The organism is Enterovibrio paralichthyis, from assembly GCF_019209835.1.
In the GTDB taxonomy this organism is placed as follows: domain Bacteria; phylum Pseudomonadota; class Gammaproteobacteria; order Enterobacterales; family Vibrionaceae; genus Enterovibrio; species Enterovibrio paralichthyis.
Map to the genome: position 1 here is coordinate 36,093 of NZ_JAHUTS010000021.1, position 14,498 is coordinate 50,590.

At 52.7% G+C, this 14,498-nt stretch carries 12 protein-coding genes; 8 read left to right on the forward strand and 4 right to left on the reverse strand.

Translation table 11 applies throughout. The annotated features are described in order from the left end of the window. Nucleotides 1-107 precede the first annotated feature (107 nt). The 5 genes from mtnN to KU854_RS19215 all read left to right on the forward strand — a co-directional run bounded on the left by mtnN (nt 108) and on the right by KU854_RS19215 (nt 3,951). Nucleotides 108-809 carry a 5'-methylthioadenosine/S-adenosylhomocysteine nucleosidase gene (gene mtnN / locus KU854_RS19195; RefSeq protein ID WP_218359969.1) on the forward strand — a complete coding sequence of 234 codons (702 nt, stop codon included), beginning with the start codon at nt 108-110 and terminating at the stop codon, nt 807-809. After that, a complete protein-coding gene (locus tag KU854_RS19200) occupies nt 809-1,774 on the forward strand; it encodes a cobalamin biosynthesis family protein (protein WP_218359970.1) in 966 nt (321 codons plus the stop codon). The genes mtnN and KU854_RS19200 overlap by 1 nt, the downstream gene beginning before the upstream one ends. Next, complete coding sequence (gene btuF / locus KU854_RS19205) at nt 1,774-2,595, forward strand: vitamin B12 ABC transporter substrate-binding protein BtuF (protein ID WP_218359971.1); 822 nt, start codon at nt 1,774-1,776, stop codon at nt 2,593-2,595. Before KU854_RS19200 ends, btuF begins: the two co-directional genes overlap by 1 nt. A gap of 104 nt (nt 2,596-2,699) precedes the next feature. Next, the gene (locus KU854_RS19210) at nt 2,700-3,311 is read left to right on the forward strand and encodes a TRIC cation channel family protein (protein WP_218359993.1); all 612 of its coding nucleotides are present in this window, start codon (nt 2,700-2,702) and stop codon (nt 3,309-3,311) included. 223 nt (nt 3,312-3,534) lie between these two features. Then, nucleotides 3,535-3,951 (forward strand): VOC family protein, encoded by a 417-nt coding sequence (locus KU854_RS19215; protein ID WP_218359972.1) that lies wholly within the window; start codon nt 3,535-3,537, stop codon nt 3,949-3,951. Nucleotides 3,952-4,042: 91 nt separating this feature from the next. Here the strand turns inward: KU854_RS19215 and tyrS are convergent, their stop codons facing one another. Next, the gene (gene tyrS, locus KU854_RS19220) at nt 4,043-5,230 is read right to left on the reverse strand and encodes a tyrosine--tRNA ligase (protein ID WP_218359973.1); all 1,188 of its coding nucleotides are present in this window, start codon (nt 5,228-5,230) and stop codon (nt 4,043-4,045) included. 229 nt (nt 5,231-5,459) lie between these two features. Here tyrS and KU854_RS19225 point away from each other — a divergent pair, with 229 nt between their 5' ends. Continuing rightward, on the forward strand, nt 5,460-6,779 hold the full coding sequence (locus tag KU854_RS19225) for a peptidoglycan DD-metalloendopeptidase family protein (protein ID WP_218359974.1): 1,320 nt from the start codon (nt 5,460-5,462) through the stop codon (nt 6,777-6,779). A 57-nt stretch (nt 6,780-6,836) separates the two neighbouring features. Here the strand turns inward: KU854_RS19225 and KU854_RS19230 are convergent, their stop codons facing one another. The 3 genes from KU854_RS19230 to erpA all read right to left on the reverse strand — a co-directional run bounded on the left by KU854_RS19230 (nt 6,837) and on the right by erpA (nt 11,577). After that, complete coding sequence (locus tag KU854_RS19230) at nt 6,837-10,022, reverse strand: efflux RND transporter permease subunit (protein ID WP_218359975.1); 3,186 nt, start codon at nt 10,020-10,022, stop codon at nt 6,837-6,839. Between the two features lie 12 nt (nt 10,023-10,034). Continuing rightward, nucleotides 10,035-11,123 (reverse strand): efflux RND transporter periplasmic adaptor subunit, encoded by a 1,089-nt coding sequence (locus tag KU854_RS19235; protein ID WP_218359976.1) that lies wholly within the window; start codon nt 11,121-11,123, stop codon nt 10,035-10,037. 112 nt (nt 11,124-11,235) lie between these two features. Next, nucleotides 11,236-11,577 carry an iron-sulfur cluster insertion protein ErpA gene (erpA, locus tag KU854_RS19240; protein WP_054779919.1) on the reverse strand — a complete coding sequence of 114 codons (342 nt, stop codon included), beginning with the start codon at nt 11,575-11,577 and terminating at the stop codon, nt 11,236-11,238. Nucleotides 11,578-11,794: 217 nt separating this feature from the next. Between erpA and hemL the strand changes: the two genes are divergently transcribed. Together hemL and KU854_RS19250 are read left to right on the forward strand one after the other, a co-directional pair. After that, nucleotides 11,795-13,084: a glutamate-1-semialdehyde 2,1-aminomutase gene (hemL, locus tag KU854_RS19245; RefSeq protein WP_218359977.1), complete on the forward strand. Its 1,290-nt coding sequence runs from the start codon at nt 11,795-11,797 to the stop codon at nt 13,082-13,084. Nucleotides 13,085-13,344: 260 nt separating this feature from the next. Beyond that, nucleotides 13,345-14,430: an AI-2E family transporter gene (locus KU854_RS19250; protein ID WP_054779918.1), complete on the forward strand. Its 1,086-nt coding sequence runs from the start codon at nt 13,345-13,347 to the stop codon at nt 14,428-14,430. The last annotated feature ends 68 nt before the right edge of the window (nt 14,431-14,498 follow it).

Sequence of the window (14,498 nt, forward strand, 5' to 3'; positions counted from 1 at the left end):
CACTGTGAGCATCGCGTTGAAAAGTGCCTGTAAAGGCACTTTTTTTTCGCCCCTATTTTGGCTCATGATACACTTCGTTAAACACTTAAATTCTGACGAGCAACAAGATGAAAATCGGTATTATCGGCGCGATGGAGCAGGAAGTTACCCTGCTGAAAAACAAAATGAATAACTGCCAGTTGCAGGAAATTGCAGGCTGCAAATTCTACACCGGCGATCTGAACGGCACCAATGTGGTACTGCTGCAGTCAGGCATCGGTAAAGTGGCCGCGGCCGTAGGCACCTCTGTCTTGCTGGAGCGCTTCAAACCTAGCGTAGTGATCAACACCGGTTCTGCGGGCGGTTTTGATGCCAGCCTGAACCTGGGTGACGTGGTTATCTCAACAGACGTGGCTTACCACGATGCTGACGTGACTGCATTTGGTTACACCATGGGTCAAATGGCTGGCCAGCCAGCGACTTTCGCGTCTGATGCAAAACTGATGGACGTTGCCGAGCAAGCGCTCGCAGCCATGGAGCCAGCTCCTCACGCGGTACGTGGCCTGATCTGCACCGGTGACGCATTCGTTCACACTGCGGAAAAACAAAACTTCATCCGTCAGCATTTCCCGAACGTGATTGCGGTAGAAATGGAAGCAGCAGCGATTGCACAGGCGTGTCACCAGTTCAAAGTGCCGTTTGTGGTTGTACGTGCCATTTCTGACGTTGCCGACAAAGAATCACCAATGACGTTTGACGAGTTCCTGCCACTGGCGGCGAAAAGCTCAAGCGCCATGGTTGAGAAAATGGTTGAGCTGCTGAAAGCATAATGACCGATCTCCCCACGCCGTTTGACGCCTTGCTGGATCACACCGCCTTGCTCGCGATGTGGGGAGCTCTTCTTTTGCACTGGTTTTTTCCGGTGCCTGCCGATATCAGCCCGCTTACCCTCTGGCGGCGTGTCGCTGATGCCATCTCAGCCAAAGTCAATCACCTCGAAGACGACCCACAGCAACAGAAACTCTCCGGCCTTTTAGCCATGGCTATTATGTGGCTGACAGTTGCTGTATTGCTGCTTGCCTTGAAGCAACTGGTCTGGATTAACTGGCTTTTCGATGGCCTGTTGCTCTGGTTTGCACTTGGCTGGAAACCGCTGACGCGACTCGCTATACAAATCGAACAGGCACTGACACGCGAAGACAAACCACTAGCCCGTACCTTGCTCGCCAAGGCGCTGAACCGTGAAACGCAATCACTCTCTCCTGTTGGCATTGCCAAGGCGGGGTGTGAAACCTTGCTGATAGGCTATGCACGAGGACTGATTGGCGTGCTGTTCTGGTATGCCATTGCCGGAGGCATAGGCGCATTTCTCTACGCGCTGGTGGTACAACTGACCCGCGCCTGGCCACCACGCCGCTTTGAATTCGCCGAATTTGGCCTGCCCGCAGCATCCTTTTTGGCTCTGTTAGATTGGGTTCCATCAAGACTGTTTGCCTTGTTGATAGCCGCCGGACACCGCTTTGAACCGGCACTGACCGCAATCCGAAAACAGGGACAGGAGTGGTCTGCGAACGGTGCAGGCTGGCTGCTTGCCGGAACCGGCGCCAAGTTCCAGCTCTCCCTGGGTGGCCCTGCGATTTACGACAGCGAAAAATGCCCACGTCCCAATATTGGCGGTGAGATCTCCCCTTCCGCTCTGCATCTGGCGCTGCTCAACCAGTCGCTGAAACAAAAAGCCCTGCTGTGGCTGCTTATCCAAAGTTTCCTGATGTGGTTCGCCCACGGATTATTATGATGTCCAGATTTTTATTTGCCTTACTTCTGCTGCCAACACTGGCAGTGGCAGCGCCGCTGCGCGTGATCAGCCTGTCCCCACACACCACAGAACTTGCCTATGAAGCCGGACTGGGTGACAACCTGATCGCGGTCAGCGCGCATAGTGATTATCCGCCGGAAGCACTGGAATTGGAGCAGGTTGCCAACTACCGTGGCATCAATATTGAGCGGGTTGTAACCCTAAAGCCTGATTTGGTGCTGGCATGGAAAGGCGGAAATCCTGATAAAGAATTGGCTAAGCTTGAGCGGCTCGGTATTGAGGTGTTTTACTCCAATCCCCATTCGCTGTATGACGCTGCCGATAACATTGAAAAACTCGGCAAATGGTCAGCCGATCCTTCGGTGGCAAAAGCGCGTGCGGACGCAGTTCGTAAAGAGCTGGCAGCAATTGAAGCCAGTCAGCAAGGAAAAGTGAAAGTCCCCTACTTCTACCAATTGAGTGATTCCCCGCTGCTAACAAACAATGGTGAACACTGGCCTCAGCCCCTTTTCTCACTTTGCGGCGGCGAGAACATCTTTGCCAGCAGTGCAGCGCCCTATCCTCAGGTCAACATCGAGCAGATTGTGGTAAAAGCGCCACAAGCCATTTTCTACCCTGCCGCCAATACTCAAGTGCCACAAAGCTGGGAGAAATGGCAAGACTTTGTCCCCGCAGTAAAAAACCACGCTATCTTTGCCATAACAGGGGATTGGCTTAACCGGCCAACACCACGCGCACTGAAAGCGGTGAAGCAAATCTGTGCCGCTCTGGACAGCGTAAGAAGCGATCTCGGTCACTAATTCAAACACTGGCAGCGCACCGCGTGACGTCGCCGATTGCCCGTAAGGATCTTTTACGTAAAATCGCGCGCGCTTAACTGAAATAAGGGATGAAACAGCGCGTTATGCTTCTCTATATCTTGGACATGTTCGGTACTGCCGTGTTTGCTATTTCCGGCGTGCTGCTTGCCAGTAAACTTCGAATGGATCCCTTCGGGATGATTGTACTGGCCATGGTGACAGCCATTGGCGGGGGCACTATCCGCGATATGGTTCTGGGTGCCACACCCGTGTTCTGGGTCACCCAAACCGAATATCTTTGGGTTATCCTCGCCACGTGTGTCTTGTCGATTGTGCTGATCCGTCATCCCCGTCGCCTGCCTTGGTACGTCCTGCCGGTTGCCGATGCGATTGGTCTAGCCGTGTTTGTTGCGATTGGTGTCGATAAGGCGCTGAGCTATGGCGCATCGCCAATGGTTGCTGTGATCATGGGTGTGCTGACTGGCTGCGGCGGCGGTATTATCCGTGACGTACTGGCGCGCGAAATCCCAATGATTTTCCGCACCGAGGTGTATGCCACCGCCTGTATTGCCGGCGGCATGATGCATACCCTGGCGCTCGCTGCCAATGCGGATGTTGAACTGGCATCCATCGCAGGCATGATCACCACCCTGCTTATCCGGCTTGCAGCGATTCGCTGGCACTTATCCCTTCCGGTTTTTGGCAGCGGAAAGTAACGCCTCCTTCTTCTTCACTGGAACGCGCCTCAGGGCGCGTTTTTCATTGCGCCAAAACCTTAAGCACGTTCTCACCGTGTTTCACGCCAAACCTATTCGCTGTCTCAACTTTCCACTTCTGTGTAGCAATTGCAGCAATTAAGTAAACCACTAACTTTACTTAACTCGATACCAGCCTATTATATAAACAAATAACTTTACATAGCCAAAGGAAAGCACCGCCATGAACAGTTACGTCGAACACGCCAATATCACAGTGAGCGATCTGAAAAACACCATCCATTTTTTGCAAACCGCCCTGCCTGATTTTCATGTCCGTGGGGAAGGATGCAGCGAACTTTATGACTGGTGCCATATCGGCACAGACACCAGCTATATCGCTCTGCAAGAAGTGGTGATAGACAAACCGGTCGAGCGCATTCCTTACCGCCAGTTAGGGGTAAACCATATCGGTCTGGTGGTCAGCGATGCGCAGTCAGCCGCCCAAAGATTGCACGAAGCAGGCTATGAAGAAGTGTCATTTGATGAAACCCATCCCGCCCGCAAACGCGCTTATTTCTTTGACGCGGATGGCATTGAGTGGGAGTTCATCGAGTACTTGTCCGATGAAGCGGAAAGCCGTAATGACTACACACTTTAAGTTCGGGAGCTAACTAAGCGCAAAACAGCTTAGCGAAAGGGGAGCTTATCGTTAGATAAGAAAAAGGCGCCAATCGGCGCCCTTTCTCAGATTATGCCAGCGTGATACGGGCAAATTTGCGTTTACCAACCTGGTAAACTGCGGTACCCGCTGCCGGTACCAGCTTGGTATCTTCAACTTTCTCGCCGTCGATACGAACACCGCCACCGCGGATCTGACGCATCGCATCAGAGGTTGACGCCACCAGACCGGCATCTTTCAGCAGGTTGGCAATCGCTGCGCCTTGCTCGAAAGAGAACTCAGGCATTTCATCCGGCATCGCACCTTTCTGGAAGCGGTTGATAAACTCAGCTTCTGCAGCATCTGCATCTGCTTCTGAATGGAAGCGCGCGATGATTTCTTTTGCCAGCAGGATCTTCACATCGCGCGGGTTCTTACCGTTTGCAATGTCGTCTTTAAACTGGGCAATTTCTTCCAGCGGACGGAAAGAAAGCAGCTCGTAGTAGTTCCACATCAGATCATCAGAGATAGACATGATCTTACCGAACATCTCTGTCGGCGTATCACTGATACCGATGTAGTTGTGCGCCGATTTGGACATTTTCTTCACGCCGTCCAGACCCACCAGCAGAGGCATGGTGATCACAACTTGTTGCGACTGACCATTTTGCTTTTGCAGTTCACGGCCCATCAGCAGGTTGAATTTCTGGTCAGTACCGCCCAGCTCAACGTCAGCTTGCAGCGCGACTGAGTCATAACCTTGCAGGAGCGGATAAATGAACTCGTGAATAGCGATTGGCTGGTTGCTGCTGTAACGTTTTTTGAAATCGTCACGCTCAAGCATACGGGCAACGGTGGAGCTTGCAGCCAGACGGATCATGCCATCTGTACCCAGCTCACTCAGCCAGCTTGAGTTAAATTCCACGCGGGTTTTTGCCGGATCAAGAATCTTAAAGATCTGCTCTTTGTAGGTTTCTGCATTTTTCAGAACCTGTTCACGCGTCAATGGTGGACGGGTGGTGTTTTTACCACTTGGGTCGCCTACCATCGCGGTATAGTCACCGATCAGGAAGATAACTTCATGGCCCAGCTCCTGGAAGGCACGCAGTTTATTCATGATCACTGTGTGACCCAGATGAATATCCGGTGCCGTTGGATCCGCGCCCAACTTGATACGAAGAGGACGGTTCTCTTTCAGTTTTGCAATGAGTTCCGCTTCAGGAATCAACTCCTCAACGCCACGCTTAATTTCAGCTAGCGCAGCTTCAATGCTTGCCATATTTAATCGCTCCCACAGAATCGGCATTTTTTAGTAAGCCGACATACTACTTGAATAGCGATGGTTTTTGAAAGCAGTTAGACTTGTTATATCCAAACAACCTGAATGCTCTCGAGTTCCAGCGTCTGGATAGAGATACAACAAGGGATTTACCGGCCAATCGGTTTTATCGAGGGAGTTGGCATCAACGTTATCCCCACAACGTTCATTTTTATAACGACTGTTTTTAATGCCTGTTAAACATATTGCTGCGCTACCAAGGTTCCACCAAATCTTGATCATGGCGATCAGTGCCCTTGTGGTACTGCTTATCCTGTTGCCAACGAAAACTCCTGCCCAACACCCTGACGCAAAGTTTGAGGTTGGAAAGTTATATCCTGTTCCTTTAGACACGGTTGCCCTGCTGCCTCCTGAAAATGAGCAGCGCAATGTCTCGGCCAACGCGCCGCTGGAATGGCAAAAATTCAAAGTACAGGCTGGTGACAGCCTGGCCGGTATATTCGACCGCGTCGGCATCAGCCCAACGACGCTTTACCGTTTAATTAACAGTGACACGGAAACCAAATCCCTCGCATCGCTGAAAATTGGTGATGAAATTCATCTCGGCTTTGACGAAAACGGCCTTTTCACCCAATTGGTACAACCTAAAAATGCCAACGAAAGATTGATCGTTACCCGTATTGGTGACGAATTTTTCTCGAAAAAAGAGTCCAAACAGGTAGATACCCAGGTCAATTTCGCCTCGGCCACTATCACATCCAGTTTCTGGAATGCCGGGGTCAATGCCGGGCTCAATGCCAACCAAATTATGGAACTCGCCGGTATTTTCGGCTGGGATATCGACTTCGCGCTGGATATTCGCCAAGGCGACAAATTTGCCGTGTTGTTTGAAGAGCGTTTGGTGGAAGGCGAAATGATTGGCCGCGGCGACATTCTGGCTGCCACATTCACTAACCAGGGTGAAACCTTTACCGCGATCCGCTCAGAATCCGGCAAGTATTACGACGAAAAAGGCCGAGCGATGAGAAAAGCGTTCCTGCGCTCGCCGGTTAACTTCCGCTATGTCAGCTCGAACTTCAATCCCCGCCGCCTGCACCCGGTTACCGGCGCAGTAAAAGCACACCGCGGCACGGACTACGTCGCGCCAGTTGGCACCCCTATCTGGGCAGCCGGTGATGGCGTAGTGATGAAATCGGCCTACAACAAGTTCAACGGCAACTATGTGTTTATCCGACACAGTTCCACGTACATCACCAAGTATCTGCACCTCACTAAACGCAAGGTGAAAACCGGTCAGCGTGTAAAACAGGGACAAACCATTGGTACCCTGGGGGGAACCGGGCGCGTAACGGGCCCGCATCTGCACTATGAATTTTTGGTGAACGGTGTGCACAAGAATCCGCGTACGGTGAAACTGCCACAATCAAAGTCACTGACCGGCAAAGAGAAAACTGCGTTTATCGAACTGGCGAAAGACCGTATGGCGCAGCTGAATAAATTTGAACAGCTTCTGGCCTCTATCGGCACTATCGAGCGAATAGCGTCCTAGGTTGGCTCCAAAAGAAAAAGCAGCATTTTTTTGCTGCTTTTTTTCGTTTTGTTCCGGCTAGGACTGAAGTTCTGCTTCCCGGTATGCGGCTGACTGCCCGGCTTTCCCCTCGCTTTGTGGATCGACCAGAATATCATGGTTATCTTCGTCTTCGCTGTTCGCCTTACTTCGCTCTCTTGCCAGCATCAGCAGACAGGGCGTCAGCACCAGGGTCAGTACCGTTGAAAATGCCAGTCCACCAGCCACTGCGGTCGCCAGTTGTGACCACCACTGGGTGCTCGGCGCACCGAACTCAATGCCGCGGTTAACCAGATCAACATTCATCTCCAGTACCATAGGCATCAAGCCCAGGATGGTCGTAACCGTGGTGAGCAACACAGGACGCAGACGCTGGGCACCGGTGCGCAAAATGGCATCCACTTTCTCCAGCCCGCGTTTTCGCAGTACGTTGTAGGTATCAATCAGCACAATGTTGTTGTTCACCACAATGCCCGCCAGAGTAATCACCCCGACCCCGGACATGATGACGCCGAATGGACGCTGGAATATCAACAGGCCAAGGAATACCCCCACGGTTGAAAACAGCACGGCGCTCAGGATCAAAAACGCCTGATAAAAACTGTTGAACTGAGTGATCAGAATAATCGCCATTGCGCCAAGCGCTGCAAGGAATGCCGTCATCAGGAAGGCAGAGCTTTCGTCCTGCTCCTCATTCTGCCCCCGTATTGTCACTTTCACGTCATGAGGCAGACCCAGCGCTTCAATCTGTTCATTGAGGCCCGGCAATTCCAGGCTGAGGTTATACCCTTCGGCCATGTCCGCCATCACCTTGCTCACCCGTTTACCATCAACCCGGTCAATATTGCCCTGTTTCTGCTCAGGCTTGATCCTGGCGAAGTTGGTGATCGGTATCAGGCCATAGGTGGTTTTCACCCTGAGTTCATCAAAGCGCCCGATATCGCGCTTATCCTCGGGATAGCGCACCAGAATATCGACTTCCTCACTGGCATCATCCGGCAGGTAATCCCCAATTTTCAGACCATTCGTCACAAACTGTACTGTGTTACCCACCAGGGTAGCATCGGCACCGAAACGCGCTGCATCTTCCCGGTCAATATCGATAGACCAGTCAATGCCTGGCTTAGTCAGGGTATCGCTGAAATTGGTATAAGCCGGACTTTGTTCCAGTAGCGCCCTGACCTGAAGCGCGGCGGGGGCAATCAACTGGCTGTTCGCGGCACTGATTTCAATTGACAGGTCATGCTCGCTCGGTGGCCCGGCCTGGGGCTTTTTAAACTCAAGCTCTATCCCGGCAATATCGGCCGTTTTCTCCCGCAACTCTTCGATGATAAACGCCACTTTACGGCGCTCCTGCCACGCTACCAGCTTCATCTGGATGACACCAATCTCATCCTGACCACCGGTTCGGGTATATACGCTTTCAATTTCATCCATGCCGAGGACGCGCTGTTCGACTTCTTTCATCAACGCGTCTTTCTCATAGATAGAAAGGTCACCATAAGCACGTACTTTGATGTTAAACGACGGCGGATCCACATCCGGGAAGAATTCAGTGCCCAGACCGGATTTGGCATAGGCAAACCCGACGCCGGCGGCCACCAGCAAAGCTGCGATCAATATTTTCACGGGATGACGGATGGCGATGGAAAGCGTGTTGATATATGCCCTGGTAATCCCCTGCGCCTTCGAGAAGTCCCCGTCCTCCAGCGCATGGATTCTCGCCTGTTGCTCGCTTGATAGTGGCAATGGCTTACCAATTAAACTTCCCAGTACAGGCACAAATAACAGAGCCATTGCCAATGAGGCAGACAGGGTCGCTATCAGGGTAAGCGGCATGTATCCCATAAATTCGCCGGTGATCCCCGGCCAAAAAAGCAGGGGCGCAAAAGCCGCCAGTGTGGTTGCTGTCGAGGCAATGATGGGCCAAGCCATACGGTGCGCCGCTTCCCGGAATGCCTGAGTTCGCTGGATACCTTCACGCATCCGCCTATCGGCGTATTCGGTGACTACAATAGCGCCGTCCACCAACAGACCAACCGCCATGATGAGCGAGAAAAGCACCACGATATTGATGGTCAATCCTGCCAGCGAGAGCACCACTAAGCCAGTCAGGAAAGAGCCGGGAATGGAAACGCCAACCAGAAACGCCGTCCGTGCACCCAGAATCGCGATGATAACAATCACCACCAGCAAGATTGCCGAGAGGATATTGTTTTGCAGATCTGTCAGCATCAGGCGCACATCTTCAGAGCCATCCCAGGTATATTTCACCTGCAGTGCCTGCGGCCAAATGACGGTTTGCTGCGCTTCGGCCATCACCGCCTTGACCAGCTCTACCGTCTCGATGATGTTTTCCCCGGCGCGTTTTTTTACGTCCAACACTACCGCAGGCTTTCCATCCAAACGAGCAAAACTTTCTGGGTCTTTAAAACTTCGGCGTACCTCGGCCACGTCAGCCACCGTGACGACCCGCGAGCCATCAATTTTGATGGGCAGGGTCAACACATCCTGAACCGTTTCAAAAACAGACGGCACTTTGACGGAGAAGCGGCCGTAACCTGTATCCACATATCCGGCAGCGACCACACGGTTGTTCCGTGCCACCAGATTGAATATATCCTGCTGATCGAGCCCGTAGCTTTCGAGCAGCAGCGGCTCAACAATGATTTCAACCACATCATCACGGTCACCGGCAATGTCCACTTCCAGCACCTGTTTGAAGCCTTCCAGCGTTTCCTGAAGCTCACGGGCGACACGGACGATGGCCCGCTCAGACACATCGCCGTATAGGGCGATGGAAAGCACGGGCTGCATATTGGCAAAGGTGACTTCATTGACGGTTGGCTCGTCGCTGTCATCCGGCAGGCGGGGTTTGACCAAATCCACGGCTTCACGTACGTCCGCCATGGCCTGGTCGAGATCGACGCCCACGTTGAACTCCAGCGTGACCGAAGCATGGCCTTCAGAGGCGGTGGCGGTCATCTCTTTGATGCCTTCAATAGAGCGGAGCTCCTGCTCTATCGGACGAACCAATAGACGCTCAGCATCCGCCGGAGAGATACCTTCGTGGCTGACGGACACATAGATCACCGGGATGGTGATATCCGGATCGGACTCTTTGGGTATGGTGAGGTAAGTGTTGATCCCCGCCACCAGCAAAAACAGCAGCAGTGTGACCATGGTGCGGGTACGGGCCAGTGACGCATCAATCAAGGTTCTCATGTGATGTTCCTGTTATTGAACCGCTGGCTGACGCACTGCCTCAACCGCATCACCGTCGCGGACAAAACCTTGACCACGGGTGATCACATCGACCTTGTCTCCCAATCCGGAGAGCCAGACCCCGTTTTGTTCAGCCTTGACAACATTGGCGCCGATAAACGCCACTTTGTCCCCCGCGAGCGTTTTGACGCCGAGGTTACCTTTCTCATCCAGCGCCAAAAGGGAAGGGTTGAGTTTCACCGCCTGCTCACGTTCAAGCGCAAGGTCGACTTCCGCACTGATACCGGCAGGCAGTTTCTGATCGGGGTTGGAGACTTCCAGCTCTACCGTAAATGTATTGGTGGCGGGTGAGGCGATACTGGAGCGGTAACGCAGTGTGCCTTCTTTATCGATGCCATTAACCAGTTGCACCCTGGCCGGCAGCGTTCCGTCAATTTGGTTGATATGGCGCTCGCTGACATCCACAGTCACAATCAGGGGATTGAGGTCAATCAGTATCGCCATAGGGTCTCCCACGCCGAGGTAATCCCCCACTTCCACCATGACATCATCCACGATGCCATCAAACGGCGCGCGCACTTCGGTATTGGCCAGAGCAAGCTTTAGGTTCTTCACGGTTGCCCGCGCTTCAACCAAATTTGCTTCTGCCAGGGAGTAGGCTACTTCTCCTTGAAGGCCTTTTTTCTTGAGCGACCGGGCTGCGGTAAATTCTTGTTGTCTGACCCGCATAAGGGCTTCGGCGCGATCCAGTTGCGCTTCACGATCCCCTTTGTCGATAAACAGGAGCAGGTCGCCCTTTTTCACTGACGCACCTTTGCGCACACTCACTTTGGTAATGCGGCCATCGGCTTCGGCCGAAATGGTCGCATCCCGGTCGGGAGCAGTCCTGCCGTAAAGGGATATCGTGCGGATAACAGGTTCGGAATAGAAGGTTTCTACCGCTACCTGTGTCAGTGGGGCTTTTTCCGGTGCGGATTTTTCAGTGGCGCTTTCCTGAGAGTGACCACTGCCAACCCAAAGTACCAACAACACAAGAAGCACCAGGGATATAATCCAGGGGTGCTGGGAAAAGTAGATCGTTTTTTTGCCTGCATTCGCCATAGTAGTTTCATCCTGACGTGGGTACTGCAGTGAAAGAAACAGGCACTGATCCTTCCGGCCCGTTTTAGAAAGGCCGCCTGCCCTAAGCAGGCGCCTTAGTGTGTACTAGAGGTTATACACTGAAAGATGCGCCACAACCACATGTGGTGGTTGCATTTGGGTTGTTAACGAAGAAACGCGATCCTTCTAACCCTTCTGTGTAATCGACTTCACCACCGATCAAATATTGCAGGCTCATCGGGTCAACCACCAGGGTAACGCCGCTGTTTTCGATGGTCATATCACCGTCGTTTACGTTCTCGTCAAACGTAAAGCCATACTGGAAACCGCTGCAGCCGCCGCCGGTAATGTATACGCGCAGCTTCAGGTTCGGGTTTTCCTCTTCCTGGATCAGCGTCTTTACCTTGCTCGCCGCTGCATCCGTAAATTGCAATGGCAAAGTGGTATCGCTCATTTCTACCTCACAAAACGTCTTATCTGTTTGATGGCATTATCCAATACCCGACTAATTCGTTCAAGTATTGCTCATCTGTAAAATGCTTACGCCGCAATATACACCAAGTTTAAGCCGGATGTGATGGTTGCCGCATCATCCATCTCGCCACTGCTGTCTGCTTCCCTTACAATATCCCCCGACTTTGAATTCAAGCATCAATGGCCAAGGAATTACCATGACCAAATCAGCCGAACTGTTCCAACAAGCTCGTAAAACCATTCCAGGCGGTGTTAACTCACCGGTTCGCGCATTTAATGGCGTGGGCGGCGATCCAATCTTCATCGAACGTGCTGACGGCGCGTACATCTATGATGCAGATGGCAAAGCCTACATTGACTATGTTGGCTCATGGGGCCCGATGATCCTTGGCCACAACCACCCTAGCATTCGTGATGCTGTGATTGCAGCAGCGCAGAACGGTCTGAGCTTCGGCGCGCCGACAGCCCGCGAAATTACCCTGGCTGAACTGGTGAGCGAACTGGTGCCATCAATGGAAATGGTGCGCATGGTAAGTTCAGGCACCGAAGCAACCATGAGTGCTATCCGCCTGGCGCGTGGTTTTACCCGCCGCGACAAATTCATCAAATTTGAAGGCTGCTACCACGGCCACGCTGACTGCCTGCTGGTGAAAGCAGGCTCTGGCATGCTGACACTGGGTGAACCAACGTCACCGGGCGTACCTGCTGATTTTGCCAAACATACCCTGACCTGTACTTTCAATGACCTGGCATCGGTACGCGCTGCATTTGAACAGTACCCGGAAGACATTGCCTGTATTATCGTTGAGCCGGTAGCGGGCAACATGAACTGTATTCCGCCACAGCCTGGCTTCCTGGAAGGTCTGCGTGCGCTGTGTGATGAATTTGGCGCGCTGCTCATCCTGGACGAAGTGATGACAGGCTTCCGTGTTGCACTGGGCGGCGCTCAGGCTTACTACAACATCAAACCTGACCTGACCACGCTGGGTAAAGTGATTGGTGGCGGTATGCCGGTTGGCGCATTTGGCGGTCGCCGTGAAGTGATGGAATACATTGCTCCGACCGGTCCGGTTTACCAGGCTGGCACCCTGTCGGGTAACCCAGTAGCAATGGCAGCTGGTGAAGCCGCCCTGAACGCCCTGCGTCAGGAAGGCAATGAAGCGCATCTGGCACAAATTACCCAGCGTCTGGCCGAAGGCTTTAAAGCCGCTGCCGACAAACACGGTATTCCACTGGCGATTAACCAGGTAGGTGGTATGTTCGGTTTCTTCTTTACCGACAAAGAAAGCATCACCTGCTTTGCTGACGTTCAGCAGTGCGACATCGAACGCTTCAAGCGTTTCTTCCACCTGATGCTGGATGAAGGTGTTTATCTAGCACCGTCAGCGTTTGAAGCTAGCTTCACCTCTCTTGCCCATGGTGAGAAAGAGCTGGAAGCGACACTGGCAGCCGCAGACCGCGCATTTGCCAAACTGGCTGCGGAATAATTTCCTGGCACTCAAAGACAGCGGAGCCCAGGCTCCGCTTTTTTATTGCCAGTTAAAAACAATCAGCAACCCCAAGCACACAGCGAATAAAATCCAAAGGCGTCGGCTGCGTCTTTTCTTTGCCTGACAATCTCCCTCGCAACATGCCATATTTTTTATCCTTTCTCGCTGATTTGTCACAACGTATCATAGTACCGTTCTATGTTAAGACTAACTTTATCCCTCTCCGCAGCTAACGGAGAAATACCAAGGAGCCTACTGTGGCATCATCTTTCAAGGCTGAACCCCGACACTGGACACTGATCGCTGCTTTGGGTCTGGCCGCCTATGCATGTTATGTGTTGATTGCGCCCTACGTCGGTTCAATTGTGCTCGCATTCATTGTCTCCCTGCTGTTTTTCCCATTGCATGAACGCATCGACAATAAACTCAAGTCGCATCCCAACATTGCCGCCACCCTTTCCTGCACCCTACTGACGGTAATGATCATCATTCCGATGATTTTTGTGGCCGCCGCTATTCTGCGCCAGGGAATTACATTCTTCACCAGTGCCTATGAATGGCTGACCAGCGGCGGTGCCAAACAGATCCTGTCTGACCCTTCTGTACAGGAAGCATTGAAACTGGTGGACAAATGGCTGCCTGTTGAATCCATCAACCCGCAGGAGCTGGTGACCAAAGCGGCGTCTACCCTGTCGTCACTGAGCTCGCAGATGATTGGCATGAGCTCTCAGATCCTGGGCGACGTCACCGGCGTATTCGTCAATTTCCTCCTGATGTTGTTTGTGCTCTTTTTCCTGCTGCGCGATCACGACAAGATCATTAACACCCTGCGCCACGTCAGCCCATTGTCCCGCACCCAGGAAGACACCTTGCTGGATGAAGTGGAGAAGGTGGCCAAATCTGCCGTACTGGGCTCTTTCCTGACCGCACTGGCACAGGGCCTGGTCGGTGGTTTTGCCATGTGGCTGGCCGGGTTTGCGGGACTGTTCTGGGGCACCATGATGGCATTCGCCTCATTTATCCCTGTGGTAGGTACAGCGCTCATCTGGTTACCAGCGGCGGGATACCTGCTGTTGACCGGTGAATGGCAATGGGCAGCATTCCTGATTGGATGGGGCGTGTTGGTAGTGGGTTCTGTCGATAACCTGTTGCGCCCGCTGCTGATGCAGGGCAACTCCGGCATGAATACCCTGCTGATCTTCTTTTCCCTGATTGGCGGTCTGCATGTTTATGGCCTGATGGGGGTGATTTATGGCCCCATTATCTTTTCGCTGACGTTGGTTCTGTTCCGGATGTATGAAACAGAATTCCACAGCTTCCTCGAAAAGCAGGACAACACCTGACCTAGCTTGGCGCGGTTCCCACCAGCCTGTGTTTGTGGGAGAATCCGCGCCTCATTTTTTAAAATCCC